This window comes from Peribacillus sp. CSMR9, assembly GCF_033141925.1.
In the GTDB taxonomy this organism is placed as follows: domain Bacteria; phylum Bacillota; class Bacilli; order Bacillales; family DSM-1321; genus Peribacillus; species Peribacillus simplex_A.
In genome coordinates this window covers 24,453-46,210 of record NZ_JAOPHO010000022.1, presented here as the reverse complement: position 1 = coordinate 46,210, position 21,758 = coordinate 24,453, and the positions used below count along the sequence as shown (strand labels likewise).

Annotated in this window: 18 protein-coding genes; 17 read left to right on the top strand and 1 reads right to left on the bottom strand. The window is 42.2% G+C overall.

Annotated features, from left to right (window positions below):
* Positions 1-73 precede the first annotated feature (73 nt).
* The 10 genes from N9I19_RS12375 (at position 74) to pyrG (ending at position 13,977) form a co-directional block, all read left to right on the top strand.
* Positions 74-2,203 (top strand): (Fe-S)-binding protein, encoded by a 2,130-nt coding sequence (locus N9I19_RS12375; protein WP_317777954.1) that lies wholly within the window; start codon positions 74-76, stop codon positions 2,201-2,203.
* A 193-nt stretch (positions 2,204-2,396) separates the two neighbouring features.
* Entirely contained in the window at positions 2,397-3,587 is a 1,191-nt protein-coding gene (locus N9I19_RS12370; protein WP_317777944.1) for an acetyl-CoA C-acetyltransferase, read from the top strand.
* A gap of 31 nt (positions 3,588-3,618) precedes the next feature.
* The gene (locus tag N9I19_RS12365) at positions 3,619-4,476 is read left to right on the top strand and encodes a 3-hydroxybutyryl-CoA dehydrogenase (protein WP_125159900.1); all 858 of its coding nucleotides are present in this window, start codon (positions 3,619-3,621) and stop codon (positions 4,474-4,476) included.
* Positions 4,477-4,507: 31 nt separating this feature from the next.
* The gene (locus tag N9I19_RS12360; RefSeq protein ID WP_317777943.1) at positions 4,508-5,644 is read left to right on the top strand and encodes an acyl-CoA dehydrogenase; all 1,137 of its coding nucleotides are present in this window, start codon (positions 4,508-4,510) and stop codon (positions 5,642-5,644) included.
* A gap of 26 nt (positions 5,645-5,670) precedes the next feature.
* On the top strand, positions 5,671-6,810 hold the full coding sequence (locus N9I19_RS12355) for an acyl-CoA dehydrogenase (RefSeq protein ID WP_089362035.1): 1,140 nt from the start codon (positions 5,671-5,673) through the stop codon (positions 6,808-6,810).
* 115 nt (positions 6,811-6,925) lie between these two features.
* Positions 6,926-7,558, top strand: coding sequence for a TetR/AcrR family transcriptional regulator (locus tag N9I19_RS12350; protein WP_061465749.1), 633 nt, complete (start codon positions 6,926-6,928; stop codon positions 7,556-7,558).
* Positions 7,559-7,588: 30 nt separating this feature from the next.
* Positions 7,589-10,855 (top strand): fused isobutyryl-CoA mutase/GTPase IcmF, encoded by a 3,267-nt coding sequence (gene icmF, locus N9I19_RS12345; protein WP_317777942.1) that lies wholly within the window; start codon positions 7,589-7,591, stop codon positions 10,853-10,855.
* A gap of 139 nt (positions 10,856-10,994) precedes the next feature.
* The gene (locus N9I19_RS12340) at positions 10,995-11,156 is read left to right on the top strand and encodes a hypothetical protein (RefSeq protein WP_284469183.1); all 162 of its coding nucleotides are present in this window, start codon (positions 10,995-10,997) and stop codon (positions 11,154-11,156) included.
* 205 nt (positions 11,157-11,361) lie between these two features.
* A complete protein-coding gene (rpoE, locus tag N9I19_RS12335; RefSeq protein ID WP_317777941.1) occupies positions 11,362-11,958 on the top strand; it encodes a DNA-directed RNA polymerase subunit delta in 597 nt (198 codons plus the stop codon).
* A gap of 411 nt (positions 11,959-12,369) precedes the next feature.
* On the top strand, positions 12,370-13,977 hold the full coding sequence (gene pyrG, locus N9I19_RS12330; protein WP_317777940.1) for a CTP synthase: 1,608 nt from the start codon (positions 12,370-12,372) through the stop codon (positions 13,975-13,977).
* A 50-nt stretch (positions 13,978-14,027) separates the two neighbouring features.
* Here the strand turns inward: pyrG and N9I19_RS12325 are convergent, their stop codons facing one another.
* Positions 14,028-14,558, bottom strand: coding sequence for a DUF2529 domain-containing protein (locus N9I19_RS12325; RefSeq protein ID WP_061465742.1), 531 nt, complete (start codon positions 14,556-14,558; stop codon positions 14,028-14,030).
* 298 nt (positions 14,559-14,856) lie between these two features.
* On the opposite strand from N9I19_RS12325, the gene N9I19_RS12320 reads away from it, so the two are divergent.
* From N9I19_RS12320 to rpmE, 7 genes are all read left to right on the top strand, one after another.
* The gene (locus tag N9I19_RS12320) at positions 14,857-15,228 is read left to right on the top strand and encodes a response regulator (protein ID WP_061465740.1); all 372 of its coding nucleotides are present in this window, start codon (positions 14,857-14,859) and stop codon (positions 15,226-15,228) included.
* Positions 15,229-15,476: 248 nt separating this feature from the next.
* A complete protein-coding gene (locus tag N9I19_RS12315) occupies positions 15,477-16,334 on the top strand; it encodes a class II fructose-bisphosphate aldolase (RefSeq protein ID WP_061465738.1) in 858 nt (285 codons plus the stop codon).
* Positions 16,335-16,508: 174 nt separating this feature from the next.
* On the top strand, positions 16,509-17,159 hold the full coding sequence (gene fsa / locus N9I19_RS12310; protein WP_061465736.1) for a fructose-6-phosphate aldolase: 651 nt from the start codon (positions 16,509-16,511) through the stop codon (positions 17,157-17,159).
* Positions 17,160-17,367: 208 nt separating this feature from the next.
* Positions 17,368-18,651, top strand: a complete 1,284-nt coding sequence (locus N9I19_RS12305; protein WP_061465734.1) for a UDP-N-acetylglucosamine 1-carboxyvinyltransferase — start codon at positions 17,368-17,370, stop codon at positions 18,649-18,651.
* Between the two features lie 99 nt (positions 18,652-18,750).
* On the top strand, positions 18,751-19,713 hold the full coding sequence (gene glpX, locus N9I19_RS12300; RefSeq protein ID WP_284469187.1) for a class II fructose-bisphosphatase: 963 nt from the start codon (positions 18,751-18,753) through the stop codon (positions 19,711-19,713).
* Positions 19,714-20,039: 326 nt separating this feature from the next.
* Positions 20,040-21,329 (top strand): transcription termination factor Rho, encoded by a 1,290-nt coding sequence (gene rho, locus N9I19_RS12295; RefSeq protein WP_034315849.1) that lies wholly within the window; start codon positions 20,040-20,042, stop codon positions 21,327-21,329.
* A gap of 149 nt (positions 21,330-21,478) precedes the next feature.
* The gene (gene rpmE, locus N9I19_RS12290) at positions 21,479-21,679 is read left to right on the top strand and encodes a 50S ribosomal protein L31 (protein ID WP_053348458.1); all 201 of its coding nucleotides are present in this window, start codon (positions 21,479-21,481) and stop codon (positions 21,677-21,679) included.
* The last annotated feature ends 79 nt before the right edge of the window (positions 21,680-21,758 follow it).

Sequence of the window (21,758 nt, the reverse complement as noted above, 5' to 3'; positions counted from 1 at the left end):
ATTTTCTATTTTATTTAAATGGCTACCTTTTGGCATTTTACAATTTACAAAAAGGGGGAAAGACTGCATGGAAATGAATGGCTTGCTGTGGATCAACTTAACTGCATTCCTGATTGTAACCGCTTACGCAGCGGGTTTGTTTATCTATTTGGTAAGGACTCGTATAGCTTATATAAAACTTGGCAAAAAAGTGGAATTCGATAACCGTGTGAAAGATCGTCTTGTGAAAATAGGGGTTTATGTATTTGGACAGAAGAAGCTCTTTAAAGATAAGAAAAGCGGAATCATACATGCCATGTTATTTTATGGTTTCATCTTAGTGCAATTTGGGGCACTGGACTTCTTCATTAAAGGCTTAAGACCGGGATGGCATTTACCGTTTGGCCCTGTTTATCCGGCCTTTACTTTCTTCCAGGAAATTGTGACGCTTACCGTTCTTGTCGCAATCCTATGGGCGGCTTACCGTCGTTATGTCGAGAAGCTCGTTCGCTTGAAAAGGGATTTCAAAGCAGGATTGGTTGTCATCTTCATTACTGGAATCATGATTACCGTGTTACTGGGGAATGGAATGGGAATGATTTGGCATGAACACGATGCAACTTGGTCAGAGCCAGTCGCATCAAGCATTGCTTTCCTTTTTGGCTGGATGGGAACAGCAGCGGCAACAGTTGTTTTTTATGTAGCTTGGTGGCTGCATTTACTGATCATATTATCGTTCCTTGTTTATATCCCGCAATCTAAGCATGCCCACTTGATTGCCGGTCCGATAAATGTATTCCTCAATCGTCTGGACAATCCGGGAAAATTGAAGCCGGTTGATTTGGAAGAAGAAGTTTTCGACAAAGAAGGCAATCAATATTACGGCGCCAAATATATCGAAGACTTGACGCAATATCAAATGGTGGACCTCTATGCCTGTGTGGAGTGCGGGCGTTGTACGAATATGTGCCCTGCTACTGGTACCGGTAAAATGCTGTCACCGATGGATATCATCATCAAGATGCGTGACCATTTAACAAATACAGGCGCTGCTGTTACAACGAAGCAGCCATGGGTGCCATCTTTTGTTTTTGGTAATACGGAGGGAAATAAGATAGCTCTAGCGAGTGCCGCAAAGGGGGCGCAGGAATCAGCTGCAGCGACCGAAGCATACAGTCCGAGCCTGATTGGCGAAGTCATTACGGAAGAAGAACTTTGGGCATGTACGACTTGCCGGAACTGTGAAGATCAATGCCCGGTAATGAATGAACATGTCGACAAAATCATCGATATGCGCCGTTATCTGGTATTGACAGAGGGCAGGCTGGATCCTGATGCACAACGTGCCATGACAAATATCGAACGTCAAGGAAACCCGTGGGGGCTTAACCGTAAAGAGAGAGAAGATTGGAGAAGCCTTCGGGAAGATGTCAGCGTTCCTACCGTGAAGGAATTACAAAAGGCAGACGAGGAATTCGAATATTTATTCTGGGTAGGTTCAATGGGATCATACGATAACCGAAGCCAGAAGATTGCCCTTTCCTTTGCAAAATTATTGAATGAGGCGGGCGTCAAATTTGCAATCCTCGGAAATAAGGAGAAAAACTCAGGGGATACTCCTCGTCGATTGGGAAATGAGTTTGTTTTTCAAGAGCTTGCCATGAAGAATATAGAAGAATTCCAGAAGAATGAAATCAAGAAAATCGTAACGATCGATCCGCATGCATACAATATTTTTAAGAATGAGTATCCGGATTTTGGCTTGGAAGCTGAAGTGTATCACCATACTGAATTGTTAGCCAAACTTGTAAGTGAAGGCAGATTGGTGCCTCAGTATCCAGTGAATGAAACGATTACATTCCACGATTCCTGTTATTTGGGAAGGTACAATGAAGTATATAGCCCGCCGCGTGAAATTTTACAATCCATTGACGGTGTGAAACTTATTGAGATGGAGCGTAACCGTGAAAAAGGGATGTGCTGTGGAGCTGGAGGCGGTTTGATGTGGATGGAAGAGGAAACAGGAAACCGCATCAATGTGGCACGTACTGAACAAGCACTCGCCGTCAGTCCAACAGTGATCAGTTCCGGATGTCCTTATTGCCTGACCATGCTATCTGATGGGACGAAAGCAAAAGAAGTTGAGGAAAATGTTAAAACGTATGATGTAGCTGAACTGCTCGAAAAAGCGGTCATTGGTGAAAATAAATCGATTGCATCTTAATTTAAAACGGAATGCCTGCTTCTTCTATATGGAATGAGTCAAATGGAAGCAGGCAATTTTTAAATATTTACAAACTAAATATTTTAATTTTTGTAAAAATTATGTAAGATGATATTAAGCGCTTACAAAACGATTTTTTTTAACTTCATATTGAGCGAGCGTTCAATCAATGTTATTGAAGGGGGAAATAATGATGGCAAAAACAGTGATTATTAGTGGTGTGAGAACACCTTTTGGTAAATTTGGCGGCGGTCTTAGCAGTTTGACAGCATCTCAGCTTGGTGGAATAGCAATCAAAGAGGCACTTGATCGGGCAGGGGTTGAAGGCGGGCAAGTAGGCGAGGTCATCATGGGGAATGTACTTCAAGCGGGCCAAGGTCAAATACCGTCACGACAGGCAGCACGTCATGCTGGAATGCCTTGGGAAGTGAAGACGGAAACCATTAATAAAGTATGCGCATCAGGACTTCGCAGTGTTACATTGGCTGATCAGATCATTCGCTTAGGTGAAGAAGAAATCATTGTTGCCGGAGGAATGGAATCGATGAGCAATGCGCCTTATATTCTTCCGAAAGCAAGGTGGGGCCTAAGGATGGGAGATTCCCAACTTAAGGATACCATGATTTCGGATGGACTTAGTTGCAGCTTTACAGGCGTTCATATGGGAACTTACGGAAACAGTACTGCCGAAGATCTTGAAATCACCCGTGAGGAACAGGATAGCTGGGCTTACGAGAGTCATCAAAAAGCGATAAAAGCAATCGATGGCGGTATTCTTGCAGAAGAAATCATTGCCGTACAGGTGCCGGTGCGAAAAGGCGAACCAATTACCATCGAACATGATGAAGGCCCAAGAAAAGATACATCTGCCGGGAAGTTAGCTAAATTAGGTCCAGCTTTTAATAATGAGGGAACCATTACGGCAGGTAATGCACCTGGCGTCAATGATGGGGCAGGAGCACTCGTATTGATGAGTGAGGAACGTGCGGAAAAAGAAGGGAAAACGCCTTTTGCCTATATTGTGGCTCATGCAGAAGTGGCAGTGGAAGCAAAGGACTTCCCTAAAACGCCAGGTTTGGTCATAAATGAAATCCTGAAGAAGACAGGTAAATCGATAGAGGATATTGATTTATTTGAAGTGAACGAAGCATTTGCAGCGGTTGCACTCGCCAGTGGAAAAATTGCCAACATCGAGCCTGGAAAAGTGAATGTTAACGGCGGTGCTGTAGCATTAGGTCACCCAATCGGGGCAAGTGGTGCTCGCATCATCATTACGCTGATGCATGAATTGAAACGCCGCGGAGGAGGATTGGGCATCGCAGCGATCTGTAGTGGAGGCGGGCAGGGAGATGCCATTTTAATCGAAGTGCCAAAACAAGGATGATAGTTTCATAGATAAATGAGGAGGGGTTTTCATGAGCATTCAAAAAGTGATGGTCATTGGTGCGGGACAGATGGGATCTGGCATTGCCCAGGTTTGTGCAATGAGCGGTTATGAAGTACTTTTACACGATTTAAAAGAAGAATATGTAGAAAAGGGACTAGGGACAATTACCAAGAATCTTTCCCGTCAAGTAGAAAAAGGGAAAATGGGGCCCGGGGATAAAGATGCAATCCTTTCCCGTTTGACATCATCGACGGATTTAAAAAATGCAGCTGCCGTTGATTTAGTGATTGAAGCGGCAGTGGAAAATATGGAAATAAAAACAAAAATATTCGCCGAGCTGGATGAAATCACGCCGCAGCAGGTCATTCTTGCATCCAATACTTCTTCGCTTCCGATTACTGAGATAGCCGCTGCCACGAATAGGCCGGAAAAGGTAATTGGCATGCATTTTATGAACCCCGTTCCAGTCATGAAGCTGGTTGAGATCATCCGTGGCCTTGCTACATCGGATGAAGTTTATAAAGAGGTTGAAAAGATGGCTGAAACCTTGAACAAGGTACCGGTGGAAGTCAATGATTTTCCAGGTTTTGTAGCGAATCGGATTTTGATGCCGATGATCAATGAGGCCATCTATACACTTTATGAGGGCGTCGCTACTAAAGAGGCGATTGACGATGTAATGAAGTTGGGAATGAACCATCCCATGGGCCCGCTTACGCTAGCTGACTTCATTGGGCTCGATACATGCTTATACATAATGGAAACCCTTCACCAGGGGCTGGGAGACGATAAATACCGACCGTGTCCGCTGTTAAGGAAATATGTGAAAGCAGGGTGGCTAGGCAAGAAAGCAGGACGTGGATTTTATGAATATAACCAATCATAGAAAGCATTTGCAGCTAGGGAGGAGTGAAGGAATGGATTTCAAGTTTACCGAAGAACAGGAAATGATGCGGAAGATGGTAAGCAATTTTGCAGAAAATGAGATTACACCTCATATCGAGACAATGGAAAGGGGAGTGTTTCCAAAAACGATCCTGCAAAAAATGGGTGGGCTTGGTTTGATGGGAATCCCCATTCCAGAAAAATACGGTGGCGCAGGTATGGATTTCATGTCGTATATCATCGCCATCAATGAGATTTCCAAAGTAAGTCCAACTCTTGGTGTCATACTGTCCGTTCATACTTCTGTTGGCACAAATCCAATCGTTTATTTTGGAACGGAAGAGCAGAAGCAAAAATATGTGCCTAAGTTAGCCGCTGGTGAATATCTGGGCGCCTTTTGCTTAACTGAGCAAAGCTCGGGTTCAGATGCCGCGAGCTTGAAATCCAAGGCAGTAGCAGTAAAGGAAGACGGAAAATATCGAATAAATGGGTCCAAGGTTTTTATCACCAACGGCGGGGAAGCGGATGTGTTTATTGTTTTTGCTTCAACCGACCCTCAGAAGGGAAGCAAGGGAATCTCTGCTTTTATCGTAGAAAAAGGGACGCCAGGCTTAATCATCGGTAAAGATGAACGTAAAATGGGCCTTCATGGTTCGAGCACCGTACAGGTGACGTTCGAGGATATGAAAGTGCCTGCTGCCAATCTCTTAGGCAAAGAAGGTGAAGGCTTTAAAATTGCAATGGCCAACTTGGATGCTGGAAGGATTGGCATTGCTTCTCAAGCTCTGGGAATTGCAGAAGGCGCCATGGAACATGCTGTCCAATATGCAAAAGACAGGGTTCAATTTGGCAAACCCATTGCAGCACAACAGGGGATCGGTTTCAAACTGTCCGAAATGGCAACAGGCATAGAAGCATCAAGGCTACTGGTCTATCGGGCGGCGTATTTACGCTCAAGTGGATTGAAGTGCAGTAAAGAAGCGGCCATGGCTAAGCTATTTGCTTCGAGGACGGCTGTCGATGTGACGATAGAAGCAGTCCAAGTGTTCGGAGGCTACGGGTATACAACAGAATATCCGGTCGAGCGCTATTTCAGGGATGCAAAGGTAACCGAAATTTATGAGGGAACGAGTGAAATACAGAGAATGGTCATCAGTAAGAGTCTATAAATACGAAAAAGACGGGGGACATGGTCATGCAATTTAAACTAACGGAAGAACATGAAATGATTAGGAAGATGGTACGCAACTTTGCCCAGAATGAAGTGGCTCCGACAGCTGCCGAGAGGGATGAAGAAGAACGATTTGACCGAGAGATTTTCGATAAAATGGCTGAACTTGGACTGACAGGGATTCCGTGGCCAGAGGAATACGGCGGAATTGGAAGCGATTACTTAGCGTATTGCATAGCGATTGAGGAACTTTCCCGCGTTTGCGCTTCTACTGGAGTGACTCTATCAGCCCATACTTCGCTTGCAGGGTGGCCAATATATAAATTTGGTTCTGAAGAGCAAAAACAAAAATACCTTCGCCCGATGGCACTGGGGGAAAAAATCGGTGCATACGGCCTTACTGAACCTAGCTCAGGCTCAGACGCAGGCGGTATGAGAACGTCCGCAAAGCTTGTAGGTGATGAATATATTATCAGCGGTTCGAAAATCTTCATTACGAACGGCGGGATTGCTGATACATATGTCGTCTTTGCATTGACAGATCCTGAATCGAAACAAAAAGGAACGAGTGCCTTTATCATTGAAAAGGACTTCCCGGGTTTTAGTGTTGGTAAAAAAGAGAAGAAGTTGGGAATCCGTTCATCACCGACCACGGAAATCATCTTTGATGAGTGCCGAGTTCCTAAAGAAAACCTTCTTGGAAAAGAAGGAGAAGGCTTTAAAATTGCGATGATGACGCTTGATGGGGGCCGTAATGGAATTGCAGCACAAGCTGTAGGCATAGCCCAAGGTGCACTGGATGCCGCAGTTGACTATGCAAAAGAGCGCGTACAATTCGGTAAGCCAATTTCTGCACAGCAAGGAATCGGTTTTAAATTGGCGGATATGGCAACGGGTGTTGAAGCTTCAAGGCTATTAACCTATCAGGCTGCCTGGTTGGAATCAGTGGGCCTTCCTTATGGAAAAGAGTCGGCCATGTCCAAACTCTTTGCTGGAGATACAGCAATGAAAGTGACGACGGAAGCCGTGCAGGTTTTCGGTGGTTATGGTTATACAAAAGATTACCCAGTGGAGCGGTATATGCGTGATGCGAAAATAACCCAAATCTACGAAGGTACACAGGAAATTCAAAAGCTGGTCATCTCAAGGATGATTACTAAATAGTATTGAAATCGAGGTTTTCCGATGAGGCATCGTCCTTACCGGAATACCCTTTTCAATTTCTTCGGAAGTATGTCTTTGGTAATTAATTGATGGGATTCAAAAAAGGGGTTTGAAAATGGAAAAAAGAGAAGTTCTTGCATCGGTAAAGGATGAGCGGCTGGTTGAAAAAAGGCGTACACAAATGATTAAAGGGGCGGTGACCCTTTTTAAGGAAAAGGGATTTCATCGAACGACTACCAGGGAAATTGCCAAAGCCGCTGGCTTCAGTATTGGCACGTTATACGAGTATATCCGGACCAAGGAAGATATATTATATCTCGTATGTGACTTTATCTACGATGAAGTCCAGGAAAAGCTTCAAAAAGAAATAGAACAGAGTGATGGGACACTTGAAAGTTTGAAGCTGACGATCGCTTACTTTTATAAAGTGATGGATGAAATGCAGGACGAAGTGCTGGTCATGTATCAGGAAGTGAAAGCTCTGACGAAAGATGCTTTACCTTATGTTCTGAACAAAGAAATTCGGATGGTGGGCATGTTCGAAAAGGTCATAACGAAGTGTGTTGAGAATGGGGAGCTATTGTTGACGGAAAAACAAATAAGCCTTGTTTCACATAACATTTTTGTTCAGGGACAGATGTGGAGTTTCAGAAGATGGGCTTTGCATAAAAATTACACGCTTCAAGAGTATGTTGAACTGCAGACGCAATTATTGATTCAAAATGTATCGCTTCAGAAAAGTCTCTGATATAAAAACGTTTCAATAAGGAGGAGCTAAATGAGTACAGTTGAGGTGTATAAACCGAAGAACCATATCAGATTCGTTACAGCTTCGAGTTTATTTGATGGACATGATGCATCTATCAATATAATGAGGAGAATCCTTCAGTCCAGCGGGGCGGAAGTAATTCACTTAGGACATAATCGTTCGGTGGAGGAGATCGTGAATGCTGCCATCCAGGAAGATGTTCAGGGAATAGCCATGTCATCTTACCAAGGCGGTCATGTGGAATATTTTAAATATATGTATGACCTTCTGAAAGAAAAGGGAGCCGAGCACATTCGGATTTTTGCCGGAGGTGGCGGTGTCATCATCCCGAAGGAAATTAAAGAACTCCATGATTATGGGATTGCCCGCATCTTTTCTCCTGATGAAGGGCGGGAATATGGGCTTCAAGGCATGATAAATGTATTGATGGAGGAGTGTGATTTCTCGACTGTCAAACCATCTTTACAGGAACGCTTTGATGAATTGATTGCAGGGGGAACAAATGCCATTGCCCAATTTATTACCTTTGCTGAAAATAGACTCGACGCTTCAAAGGAATCTGCGGCAGCGGTGGAGAGTCTTTTTGAGCAGATCAAGACTTCCGAAAAGAAGGTTCCTGTTCTTGGGATTACAGGGACTGGCGGCGCTGGGAAAAGTTCGTTGACTGATGAATTGATACGGAGGTTCATTAACGAAATTCCAGACGAGAAAGTCGCCATTCTATCTGTCGACCCGACCAAACAAAAAACAGGCGGTGCCCTGTTAGGTGACAGGATTAGAATGAATGCGATTTTTTCAGAGCGAGTTTATATGAGGAGCTTAGCCACGCGTCATTCAAAAAGTGAGTTGTCTTTGGCGATAAAAGATGCCATTTCAGTCGTGAAGGCAGCTGGATTCGACCTAATCATCGTTGAAACGAGCGGAATTGGTCAGGGAGATGCAGAAATTGCCGAAATATGCGATGTATCCATGTATGTAATGACGAGTGAATTCGGTGCGCCTTCACAACTCGAAAAAATCGATATGATTGATTACGCAGACTTGATAGTCATTAATAAATATGAGCGTAAAGGCTCCGAGGATGCAAAAAACCAAGTTCAAAAACAATATCAAAGAAGCCGTACGCTTTTTGATCAAGATCCATCGGAAATGCCGGTATACGGTACAATAGCTTCCCAATTCAATGACCCAGGAACAAATGCATTATTCGCAGCACTGATTGAAAAGCTTAATGAAAAATCAGGGACGGGTTGGATTACTGCCTTTTCGAAAGAAGCGGATGTCTATAAGCAAAATGTCATCATTCCAACCGATCGCCGTTATTATTTACGTGAAATCAGTGATACGGTCAGATCGTATCATAAACGCGCCGCTGAACAAGTACGTATTGCCCGCAGGCTTTTCCAGCTTGAAGGAGCTATTGAAGCAGTTAAGGAAAATGATAGTAACGAAGGCATTCTGGCTTCTTTAGAGAATTTGAAAAAGGAAACTGCTTCAAATTTATCACCTGAATCTAAAAAAATCCTTTCTGGATGGATGGATTTAAAAGAAAAGTATGCAGGGGAGCAGTTTGTAACGAGAGTCAGGGATAAGGAAATCGTCACAAAGCTGAAAACTAAAAGTTTATCAGGTTTAATGATTCCGAGAGTATCCTTGCCTAAATATGTTGATTATGGAGAAATCTTAGGATGGGTATTCCGTGAGAATGTTCCCGGCTTCTTTCCTTACACAGCGGGAGTCTTTCCATTCAAGCGTGAAGGGGAAGACCCGAAGCGGCAGTTTGCCGGTGAAGGATCGCCCGACCGGACCAACAGGCGTTTTCATTATTTGTCAAAGGATGATAATGCTAAACGGCTAAGTACGGCTTTCGATTCTGTAACTTTATATGGCGAGGATCCTGATCATCGGCCTGATATCTATGGAAAGGTAGGGGAAAGCGGAGTCAGTATCTGTACGTTGGATGACATGAAAAAGCTTTATGCAGGCTTTGACCTTTGCCACCCCTCAACCTCTGTATCCATGACCATCAATGGACCGGCACCGATCATTTTGGCCATGTATATGAATACGGCAGTCGATCAGCAGATTCAACGGAAAGAAGAAGAGCTAGGCCGCCCCCTTACGGATGCCGAAGCAGAAGAAGTGCAGGCTTATACTCTTCAAACGGTACGCGGAACCGTTCAAGCGGATATTCTGAAGGAGGACCAAGGCCAGAATACTTGCATCTTCTCTACGGAATTTGCCTTAAGGTTAATGGGAGATATCCAAGCATATTTCATTGATCGGAAAGTCAGGAACTACTACTCTGTCTCCATTTCTGGCTATCACATTGCTGAAGCGGGTGCCAATCCCATTTCACAGCTGGCTTTTACATTAGCGAATGGCTTTACTTACATCGAATATTATTTAAGTCGCGGAATGAATATTGATGACTTTGCCCCGAATTTGTCATTCTTCTTCTCAAATGGGCTCGACCCGGAATATACGGTTATCGGGAGGGTGGCAAGAAGGATTTGGGCGACAGTCATGCGGGATAAATATGGTGCGAATGACCGTAGCCAGAAGCTGAAATACCACATACAGACTTCAGGGCGCTCCCTTCATGCGCAAGAAATTGATTTTAATGATATTAGAACGACACTACAGGCTTTAATGGCACTACAGGACAACTGTAACTCGCTGCATACTAATGCGTACGATGAAGCCATCACGACGCCTACTGAAGAATCCGTACGACGGGCAATGGCCATACAAATGATCATTACAAAGGAGCATGGGCTCTCAAAAAATGAAAACCCGATGCAAGGTGCCTTTATCGTAGAGGAATTGACGGATCTGGTTGAAGAAGCTGTACTGCAAGAGTTCGATCGGATCAATGATCGAGGCGGGGTGTTGGGTGCTATGGAGACACAGTATCAACGCGGGAAAATCCAGGATGAATCCATGCATTACGAAATGAAAAAGCATACGGGTGAATTGCCGATCATTGGGGTCAATACGTATTTGAACCCCAATCCTCCTTCCGAGGAAGCTGTGAACAGCATGGAAATTGCCCGTGCAACAAAGGAAGAAAAGGAAGGGCAAATCATAAATCTCCGGGCATTCCAGGAAAGAAATAAGGAGTTCACGGATGAGGCGCTAACTAAACTGAAATTGGCAGCCATGAATGGGGAAAATATCTTTGCTGAACTGATGAACTGTGTGAGAGTGGCCAGTCTTGGCCAGATAACCAGGGCGCTATATGATGTAGGCGGTCAGTATCGAAGAAATATGTAGAGCAAGAAGGGGGGGCACCGATTTTTAGGGGCCCCTTTTTTAAATAATTTCCGTCTTTTTTAACAAAATGAAGATTTTACCTTATAATTATTTGGAAAAGGGGCATAAATGAAGAATCAGCCCTATTGGAGTTGAGAAAATGAACCTGAAAATGATTGGGAAAATCATAGGTTACATTCTTGCCATCGTTATTTTAATTGAATTGTATGAGCATCAATTGGGTGCCATCTCTTTTTTTATCCTGACTGTTGTATTTTTTACGGCAGCCTTTCGTCAGAAATCGAAAAAAGAAAGTGCATGATTTTTTCTGCTTAAGGGTTCCGGTGAAAGATAGACATTTAGGTAAATCTGTGAAAGTATCAGATAGAACTAGCATAAACCCATTTAGATTGTTTATAATGGAGTATATGTCTAGCAGGAATTGTCGTTATTTTATCGAAATACTGTTTTAGATTATTTTTTTATGTGAAAAAACACGGAATTCAGTGTTTGAATAGAGAAGGGAAGTGCGGAATTTGAGTTTAAAAGAACACTCAAAAGAGCAATTATTGGAAATGTCCTTAATAGAGATGGCATATGATTTGTTGGTGGAAAGAAATGAACCGATTCCATTTAAAGACTTAATAAGCGAATTAGCTTCGCTGCACCATTTATCTAAAGCGCAAGTGGCAAAGAAAATTGCACAATTCTATACGGATTTAAATGTGGATGGCCGCTTCACTTCACTTGGGGACAACCGCTGGGGATTGAAAACATGGTATCCAGTTGACCAAATCGAAGAAGAAGTCGTGCATGTTGTAAAACCTAAAAAGAAAAAGAAAGCTAAAAAGGCTGCTGTCGTTCTCGACGATTTCGATGAACTTGAAGACGAAGATCTTGACTTTGAAGAAGATGTCGATGATCTGGATGAGGATGAAGATGACGACGATGATGATATTCTAGGTTCTCCAGTTATTGACGAAGTGCTTTTGGATGATGACGTGGATGATGATGACGATCTGGAAGAAGAAATAATTGAAGATGAAGCATTTGTCCTGGAAGATGATGAGGACGAAGATGAAGACGAAGACGAAGAAGAGTTGAAAGAAGAGAATGACAAATAAATAATCGCCCTTGACTTTTTGAGGCGAAATTTGTAGAATCATTTTTGGGCTCCTTAAAAAAGGACACAATGATTAAATTATATCGCTCCCTTACTTTTATTGTAAGCGGAGCGTTTTTGTTTTTAATGATGGAATGAATAAATGACATCATTTTTTTATTTTTAAAAATGATTTCTCTTAGAATTGTAAAAACTATAGAGAACATATTTATGTTAACTGTCATTTAAGGAAATTTATTCTTGTTCATGTATCCTGCATGACTCTCACTAAAAACCTTTAAGTGATTAATGGTTTGTACAGATTTTATGGTTATAGCTTTAACCGCCTGTGTGGCGGAAGATTTGATGCAGGTTCAGATTAAATGATGTGAAGAACGGCATTCGAAGAAAACAATCTATAGGAGGATATAAGATGACAAAATATATTTTTGTGACAGGTGGAGTAGTTTCTTCCTTAGGAAAAGGGATAACTGCAGCTTCTTTAGGTAGACTTTTAAAAAATAGGGGATTGAATGTTACGATCCAGAAGTTTGACCCTTATATTAACTTGGATCCTGGTACGATGAGTCCATATCAACATGGTGACGTGTTTGTAACAGATGATGGTGCTGAAACGGATTTGGATCTTGGGCATTATGAGCGTTTTATTGATATCAACCTTGGTAAACACAGCAATGTGACTACAGGTAAAATTTATTCAACCGTCCTGAGAAAAGAACGCCGTGGTGATTATTTAGGTGGAACAGTTCAAGTCATTCCCCATATCACGAATGAAATTAAAGAACGGGTTTTCCGTTCAGGTAATGAAACGAATGCCGATATAGTCATTACTGAAATTGGTGGTACTGTAGGGGATATTGAGTCTCTTCCGTTCCTTGAAGCGATTCGCCAAATTAAAAGTGATATCGGGATCAATAATGTTATGTATATCCACTGTACACTGGTCCCTTACATCAAAGCTGCTGGTGAAATGAAAACAAAACCGACACAGCATAGTGTAAAAGAATTACGCAGTCTTGGCATTCAGCCGAATATCATCGTTGCACGTACAGAAAGCCCAATTTCACAAGATATGAAGGATAAAATCGCTTTATTCTGCGATATCGATAAAAATTCTGTCATCGAATGTCTTGATGCGGATACACTTTACTCCATCCCTCTTGCGCTTCAAGCACAAAATATGGACCAAATCGTTTGTGATCACTTGAAGTTGGACTGTGGCGAAGCGGATATGGAAGATTGGAAGGAACTTGTCAAAAAGGTAACTTCTTTATCAAAGAAAACGAAAATCGCTCTAGTCGGAAAATATGTTGAATTGCAAGATGCTTATCTTTCTGTTGTGGAAGCACTTAAGCATGCAGGTTACGCATTTGATGCAGATGTTGAAATCGACTGGGTGAATTCTGAAGATGTAACAAAAGAAAATGTTGCTGAACTTCTTAAAGATGCAGATGGAATCCTTGTCCCTGGTGGCTTTGGAGATCGCGGAATCGAAGGGAAAATTGCAGCGACCGAGTTTGCCCGTACGACAAAAACACCGTTCTTCGGAATCTGTTTAGGCATGCAGTTGGCATCCATTGAATATGCACGCAACGTCCTAGGATTGCCAGAAGCGCATTCAGCTGAAATTAAGGAAGATACTCCAGATCCAATCATCGATCTTCTTCCTGAGCAAAAGGATGTAGAAGATTTGGGCGGAACACTGCGTCTTGGTCTGTATCCATGTAAGCTTATCGAAGGAACTAAAGCATACGAAGCATATAATGATGAGGTTGTTTATGAACGTCACCGCCACCGTTATGAGTTTAATAACCACTACCGTCAGGCTATGGAAGAGGCAGGATTTGTCTTCTCCGGTACAAGCCCAGATGGCCGTCTGGTTGAAATCGTTGAATTGAAAGATCATCCTTGGTTTGTGGCTTCCCAATTCCATCCGGAATTCACGTCACGCCCTAACCGTCCACAGCCGCTATTCCGTGACTTTGTCGGTATGTCTTTAAAGAGCAGCAAAAAACTTTAAAAAATAAAAAAACAGCCCATGTGGCTGTTTTTTTTGTTTAAGATAATTTATCATTCTTCATCTTCATATTCTTTTATGATTTCTTCAAGAGTGAATTTAATCCCATAATAAGCGAAAAGAGCGGCAATGAGGGTAGGGTACCCATATCGATTTCCAGTTTCATCGGGGATCAACCCTCGTTGCATACGTAAGTCTATATGTACGTCTGCCAACTCTAGAAGGGACTCCTCTTTAGAAGGAACGGATGTAGAAACTGCAACAAATGGTATATCATTTTCCTTTAGTTGTTTTGCCAGCATCAATGCTTCAAAATCATCTGAATGGCGAGTGAATATAAGAAATCGATCTTCCCTGGACATAGTTTCTCCCAATTCAAATCTTTTTGCCTTAGGAAAAGGTTCTGCCCCATCCAAAGCCTCCGACGTGACGCCCTGCATTTCACCAAATCCGTGAATGAACACTGAGCCATCCCCAATCGCCGCCTGAGCCAGCAGGCGGCCGGCATCCTCCATTTCAAAGGCTTCATTTTCAATCATTTTTTTAAATAAACCGCTTATCTGTGTCGAGAAAATTTTTAACATGATTAGGGACTCCTTTAAAAAATTATATCTTCATTATAAAGGACTTTCCCTTGCATTGACAGGCTTCTGGGCTTCTGATCCAAAGGGCTGAATTAACTAAATCGGTCGAAAAAACAAAAAAAATGAAAATCCTTTTAGCCATAGAGCAGGAATTTTGTTACAATTATCGAATATGAACATAGAAATCATGAATGGGGAATAAATGCGTTGGACTACAAGTAATTTGACGCAACCTATGTAATGGCCGACAAGGCTAATACATTTAATTAAATAAATCGGGTAAGGGAGAGGTGATTAAATGTCAGGGAAAATATTAATAGTTGATGATCAATTTGGGATTCGTATTTTATTGAACGAGGTTTTACATAAAGAAGGGTATGAAACATTTCAAGCCGCAAATGGCATTCAGGCCCTGGAAGTGCTAAATAATCATTCACCAGATCTTGTATTACTGGATATGAAGATTCCCGGAATGGATGGCATTGAGATATTGAAGAGGATGAAAGTGGTCGATCCGGACATCCGGGTCATAATCATGACCGCATATGGTGAACTCGATATGATTCAAGAAGCAAAGGATTTAGGTGCAATGACCCACTTTGCAAAGCCGTTTGATATTGATGATATTAGAAAAGCCGTTCGTGAATATTTACCGATACAGTCAAGTTAATGGTCTTGAAAATTTAATATTTTTGACTAAAGAATTGCCGCGGCTATCTTTTTTAAGATGGGCCGTTGTTTTTTTTGGAATAAAATTTGAAGCACGATATAGTGTATTTGTTGCTGTTTTTTTGATGTATTGATATGCTAAAAGAAGCGAGATATTCTGATTTATAAGCGTATGCTACTTTGGTTTTAGGGAATATCTAGAAAGAATTAACTTTAAAATAATTACATTCACTAGTAGGAGGAAATCAAATGCCTTTAGTTTCTATGAAAAATATGCTGAATAAAGCTCTTGAAGAAAAATATGCAGTAGGTCAATTCAATATCAATAACTTGGAATGGACTCAAGCCATTTTAGCTGCTGCAGAACAAGAAAAATCTCCAGTCATCCTTGGTGTTTCCGAAGGGGCTGCCCGTCATATGGGTGGTTTTAAAACGACTGTCATGATGGTTCAAGGATTGTTGGAAGACATGAAAATCACTGTTCCTGTGGCCATTCACCTTGACCATGGTTCAAGTTTTGATAAATGTAAAGAGGCTATCGAAGCTGGATTCACTTCAGTAATGATCGATGCTTCGCACCACCCGATTGAAGAGAATATCGAAACAACCAAGAAGGTTGTCGAATTCGCTCACGCACGTAATGTTTCTGTTGAAGCGGAAGTGGGCACAGTTGGCGGACAAGAAGATGATGTGATCGCTGATGGAGTCGTATATGCAGATCCTCAAGAATGTGAACAGTTAGTTAAAGAAACGAATGTCGATTGTTTTGCTCCAGCGTTGGGATCCGTTCACGGTCCATACAAAGGTGAACCTAACCTAGGCTACAAAGAAATGGAAGAAGTACGGGATTTAACAAACAAACCTCTTGTTCTTCATGGTGGTACAGGCATTCCTACGAAAGATATCCAAAAAGCGATTTCTCTTGGAACATCAAAAATCAATGTGAATACGGAAAATCAAATTGTGTTCACAAAAGCCGTTCGTGAAATTCTGAATAACGATGCTGAAGTATACGATCCACGTAAATACATGGTACCTGGCCGTGAAGCGATTAAAGAAACTGTCATCGGCAAAATGCGTGAATTCGGTTCAAACGGTAAAGCATAAATAACAAAAGCAATGTGGGTTTCATCCCTTAAATGTAAGATGAAATAGATGATAATTCCATTTGGGGGGGCACCCCCCTAATGGTTTCTTTTAGATGCAGACTGGAATCCGAGCTCTATTTTTTGAACAATTAGAATTCAGATAAAAAAATTGATTACATACGGAGGATATTTTATGAAATTCTTTATTGATACAGCAAACATGGAAGAAATAAAGCAAGCACACGAACTTGGCGTTTTAGCAGGTGTTACGACTAACCCGTCCCTTGTTGCAAGAGAAAAGGGAGTTTCTTTCCATGAACGGTTAAAAGAAATCACAAGCCTTGTTAAGGAATCCGTTTCTGCAGAAGTCATTGCGCTTGATTTTGAAGGAATGATGGCTGAAGCCAAGGAATTAGTTGCAATTGCACCTAATATCACGATTAAGGTACCAATGACTCCAGACGGTTTGAAGGCTGTTGCAGCTCTTACAAAACAAGGTGTCAAAACAAATGTCACCCTTATTTTCAGTGCCAACCAAGCATTATTGGCAGCTAGGGCTGGGGCAACTTATGTATCGCCATTTTTAGGACGCTTGGATGACATTGGCCAAAATGGTTTGGATTTAATTTCGGATATTGCTGACATATTTGCGATCCATGATATCAATGCTGAGATCATTGCAGCTTCTATCCGCCACCCGATGCATATTACTGAAGCGGCTCTTAAAGGGGCACATATTGCAACGATCCCTTATAAAGTTTTAATTCAACTATTCCACCACCCATTAACGGACAAAGGGATTGAAGCTTTCTTGAAGGATTGGAATTCTCGTACTGAAGCATAATGCCTTGCCGCTAAGTCGCTATAGATTGCACCGTTTTAAATAAAATTAACATAAATTAGAAATTTTTAGCTTTTTTTACATGAATTTTATAATTTTGTGTAAACTAAGGAACAGATAGTGAATGTTGTCGGATTATGCAATTTTCTTGTGGTAAAATATTACTTTTTGGAAGTAGCATCTAAGTGCTTAGCGTGGAAGGGAGTTTATTATGGAAAAACTTAAAATTGCCGGTGGCTATCCTTTAAAGGGAAGCATTCGTGTCAGCGGAGCAAAAAATAGTGCGGTTGCCCTTATCCCTGCAACAATTTTGGCGGACTCTCCTGTAACGATTGAAGGCCTGCCTGATATCTCGGATGTACAGATGCTGAAAGAGTTAATGGAGGAAATTGGCGGTGAGGTTTCCTTTGATGATGGGGAAATGACAGTGAATCCCAGCAGAATGATTTCAATGCCTCTTCCCAATGGAAGAGTTAAGAAGTTACGAGCCTCCTATTATTTAATGGGGGCGATGCTTGGTAAATTCAAAAAGGCAGTGATTGGCTTGCCTGGAGGCTGCCATTTAGGTCCTCGCCCAATAGATCAGCATATAAAGGGGTTTGAAGCGCTAGGCGCACAAGTGACGAATGAACAAGGAGCCATTTACCTTAGGGCGGACGAGCTACGGGGGGCACGCATTTATTTGGACGTCGTCAGTGTAGGGGCAACGATCAATATTATGCTTGCCGCTGTTTTGGCCAAAGGCCGCACAGTGATTGAAAATGCTGCGAAAGAACCGGAAATCATCGATGTTGCCACATTGTTGACCAACATGGGAGCGAAAATCAAGGGTGCCGGAACCGATATCATTCGTATTGATGGTGTGGAGAGTTTACATGGGTGCAAACATACGATCATACCAGATCGGATTGAAGCCGGGACTTTCATGATTTTAGCCGCTGCGGTCGGTGAAGGAATCTTGATCGATAATGTCATCCCCCAGCATTTGGAGTCATTGACTGCCAAAATGAGGGAAATGGGAATTAATATTGAAGCCGGTGATGATCAGATTTTTGTCTCACCAGGAGATAAATATAAGTCCGTTGATATCAAGACGCTGGTTTATCCCGGATTTCCAACAGATCTTCAGCAGCCCTTCACTTCACTCTTAACAAAAGCAAGCGGTTCTAGCATGGTGACCGATACGATATACGGGGCACGATTTAAGCATATTGATGAACTGCGACGCATGAATGCGAAGATCAAAGTCGAGGGCAGAGCAGGCATCATTGATGGTCCTGTCCAGCTTCATGGAGCAAAAGTGAAGGCAAGCGATTTACGTGCCGGAGCAGCTCTGGTAATTGCCGGTTTAATGGCTGAAGGGATTACCGAAGTGACCGGGCTTGAACATATAGATCGCGGATATAGCCATCTGGTTGAAAAACTTTCAGGTTTGGGAGCAACGATTTGGCGTGAAGAAATGACGCAAGAAGAGGTGGAGCAGCTTAAAAGCTGATCCCTTTTCTTGTTACCCCATTGTGTTACTATATATGATATAATGTGTTATACTAATATATAAATAAATCATGCTAGTGTACATGAGGGGGAACCGGAAATGGAAAGAAGTTTATCGATGGAGCTTGTCCGCGTAACAGAGGCGGCGGCACTAAATTCTGCTCGTTGGATGGGAAGAGGAATGAAAGACGAAGCAGATGATGCAGCAACAACTGCAATGAGGGATGTTTTCAATACAATACCCATGCAAGGGACGGTTGTAATCGGTGAAGGGGAAATGGATGAAGCGCCAATGCTTTATATTGGTGAAAAGCTTGGTACTGGTCTTGGGCCACTAGTGGATGTTGCAGTTGATCCTTTGGAAGGAACGAACATCGTTGCATCTGGCGGCTGGAATGCATTGGCTGTATTGGCGATAGCAGATAAGGGGAACTTGCTTCATGCCCCGGATATGTATATGGATAAAATAGCCGTTGGTCCCGAGGCTGTTGGTCAGATTGATATCAATGCTTCTGTGTTGGACAACCTGAAAGCTGTAGCCAAGGCAAAAAATAAAGATATCCAAGACGTAGTCGCAACAGTTTTGAACCGTGATCGTCATTCGAAGATCATTCACGAACTTCGTGAGGCAGGGGCACGTATCAAGTTGATCAACGATGGAGATGTAGCAGGTGCCATCAATACGGCCTTCGATCTTACCGGTGTTGACATCTTATTCGGATCTGGCGGAGCTCCAGAGGGAGTTATTGCAGCTGTTGCCTTGAAATGCCTCGGAGGAGAAATTCAAGGTAAACTTATTCCTCAAAGTGATGAAGAAGTGGAACGCTGTGTAAAAATGGGCCTTGAATTAGGAAGAGTCCTCAGAATGGAAGACCTTGTTCGCGGAGATGACGCAATTTTTGCTGCAACAGGTGTGACTGATGGAGAGCTTTTACGAGGTGTACAATTTAAAGGAAATTACGGCGAAACACAATCCGTAGTCATGCGTGCTAAATCTGGAACCGTTCGTTTCATTGATGGACGTCACAGTCTTAAAATTAAACCGAATGGTCTGATTGACTAAGAACGTTTTTTAGAAAAGATCACAGCTAAAAAGCGAGCGGGTTCATCGCTCGCTTTCTCTTTTAAAAAATTTAAGTTGAATAATTAAAATAAAAAAAGTAAAATAAAGCTTGGTTTACTATTAATTGATTTATATATAAAATCTGCCCTTTCACTCCAAACTTCAAGAAGCCTTCAAATAATTTTCTTCTTTACATGTAAAAATGTATCATCCTTTCTAAGAAAACTCTGGTCGGGTACATGGATTGCGGTTTTTCTTCCATCTAACAAACCATTTCTTTTTCAGTATGGGTGAAAACGTTTAATTAATAAAAGTGTGGTGTCATAATGAATTTAACTATTTCTAATTTAGAAAACATGAAACTAAAGGATCTCTATGAGCACGCGCGTGAATATAAAGTTTCCTATTACAGCAAACTTTCAAAAAAGGAACTTATTTTCGCTATCCTGAAAGCACAAGCTGAGCAGGATGGTCTCCTATTCATGGAGGGTGTTTTAGAGATCATCCCTTCCGAGGGCTTCGGTTTCTTGCGTCCAATTAATTATTCTCCAAGCTCGGAGGATATTTATATTTCTGCTTCACAGATCCGCAGATTCGATTTGCGAAATGGAGATAAAGTGTCCGGTAAGGTAAGACCTCCAAAAGAAAACGAGCGCTATTATGGATTGCTGCATGTTGAAGCCGTCAATGGCGATAATCCGGAATCGGCTAAGGAGCGTGTACATTTTCCAGGCTTAACACCGCTGTATCCAAACAGACAAATTAAACTGGAAACGACACCGAAGAACTTATCAACTAGAATTATGGATGTCTTGGCACCGGTAGGTTTTGGACAGCGTGGTCTGATTGTCGCACCGCCAAAAGCTGGTAAAACGATGCTTATCAAAGAAATTGCCAATGCGATAACCACGAACCATCCTGAATCGGAATTGATTGTACTATTGATCGATGAACGCCCGGAAGAAGTGACGGACATTGAACGCTCCGTTGCTGGAGACGTGGTGAGTTCAACGTTCGATGAAGTGCCTGAAAACCATATAAAGGTGGCAGAGCTAGTGTTGGAAAGAGCTATGCGCCTTGTGGAGCATAAACGGGATGTCATCATTTTAATGGATAGCATTACCCGGCTTGCCCGTGCTTATAACCTTGTCATTCCGCCGAGCGGGCGTACACTATCCGGAGGGATTGACCCTGCTGCATTCCATCGTCCAAAACGCTTTTTCGGTGCGGCGAGGAATATCGAGGAAGGCGGCAGCTTGACGATCCTTGCTACGGCATTGGTAGACACGGGTTCGAGAATGGACGATGTCATTTATGAGGAATTTAAAGGTACGGGTAATATGGAACTGCATTTAGATCGTGCCCTTGCCGAAAGACGTATCTTCCCGGCAATCGATATCCGTCGCTCAGGCACTCGTAAAGAAGAATTGTTAATTCCGAAAGATCGCCTGGATAAATTATGGGCTATTAGGAAAACGATGTCAGATTCACCTGATTTCTCAGAGAAATTCCTTCGCCGTCTAAAACAGACAAAAGGTAATGAAGAGTTTTTCAGTAAGTTGGATGAAGAGATGTCAGAAATGAAAAAGGGACCAGCGAGCGTTAAACGTTCTTAAACAGTGAAAGAAACAAACTGTTGCACAACTAGTCTTAAGTTGCTATAATGGGTTCATGTGTTTTTACAATAAATGTGAGGGTGCTTTTCCCTCACCTTGAAGTATATAACTCTGTTTCGAATGATTCAGGGCAGAAGGAGCTGAAAAGAATGAAAACTGGAATTCATCCAAATTATAAACTTTCAAAAGTATCTTGCTCTTGCGGAAACACTTTTGAAACTGGTTCAGTTAAAGAAGAGATCAAAGTTGAGACTTGTTCAGAGTGCCACCCATTCTATACTGGTCGTCAAAAATTCGCTGAAGCTGGCGGACGTGTTGATCGTTTCAACAAAAAATACGGTATTAAATAAGCCGGACTTTTTAAAAAACAGGCAAGTATTTTTCTTGCCTGTTTTTTATTTTCTGTAAACAGGTAAGAATTTTTATAAA

Bases quoted from the DNA above. Each gene is read 5' to 3' on its own strand.
- N9I19_RS12375 (WP_317777954.1), top strand. From the start codon at position 74: ATGAATGGCTTGCTGTGGATCAACTTAACTGCATTCCTGATTGTAACC.
- N9I19_RS12370 (WP_317777944.1), top strand. From the start codon at position 2,397: ATGGCAAAAACAGTGATTATTAGTGGTGTGAGAACACCTTTTGGTAAA.
- N9I19_RS12365 (WP_125159900.1), top strand. From the start codon at position 3,619: ATGAGCATTCAAAAAGTGATGGTCATTGGTGCGGGACAGATGGGATCT.
- N9I19_RS12360 (WP_317777943.1), top strand. From the start codon at position 4,508: ATGGATTTCAAGTTTACCGAAGAACAGGAAATGATGCGGAAGATGGTA.
- N9I19_RS12355 (WP_089362035.1), top strand. From the start codon at position 5,671: ATGCAATTTAAACTAACGGAAGAACATGAAATGATTAGGAAGATGGTA.
- N9I19_RS12350 (WP_061465749.1), top strand. From the start codon at position 6,926: ATGGAAAAAAGAGAAGTTCTTGCATCGGTAAAGGATGAGCGGCTGGTT.
- icmF (WP_317777942.1), top strand. From the start codon at position 7,589: ATGAGTACAGTTGAGGTGTATAAACCGAAGAACCATATCAGATTCGTT.
- N9I19_RS12340 (WP_284469183.1), top strand. From the start codon at position 10,995: ATGAACCTGAAAATGATTGGGAAAATCATAGGTTACATTCTTGCCATC.
- pyrG (WP_317777940.1), top strand. From the start codon at position 12,370: ATGACAAAATATATTTTTGTGACAGGTGGAGTAGTTTCTTCCTTAGGA.
- N9I19_RS12325 (WP_061465742.1), bottom strand. From the start codon at position 14,558: ATGTTAAAAATTTTCTCGACACAGATAAGCGGTTTATTTAAAAAAATG.
- N9I19_RS12320 (WP_061465740.1), top strand. From the start codon at position 14,857: ATGTCAGGGAAAATATTAATAGTTGATGATCAATTTGGGATTCGTATT.
- N9I19_RS12315 (WP_061465738.1), top strand. From the start codon at position 15,477: ATGCCTTTAGTTTCTATGAAAAATATGCTGAATAAAGCTCTTGAAGAA.
- fsa (WP_061465736.1), top strand. From the start codon at position 16,509: ATGAAATTCTTTATTGATACAGCAAACATGGAAGAAATAAAGCAAGCA.
- N9I19_RS12305 (WP_061465734.1), top strand. From the start codon at position 17,368: ATGGAAAAACTTAAAATTGCCGGTGGCTATCCTTTAAAGGGAAGCATT.
- glpX (WP_284469187.1), top strand. From the start codon at position 18,751: ATGGAAAGAAGTTTATCGATGGAGCTTGTCCGCGTAACAGAGGCGGCG.
- rho (WP_034315849.1), top strand. From the start codon at position 20,040: ATGAATTTAACTATTTCTAATTTAGAAAACATGAAACTAAAGGATCTC.
- rpmE (WP_053348458.1), top strand. From the start codon at position 21,479: ATGAAAACTGGAATTCATCCAAATTATAAACTTTCAAAAGTATCTTGC.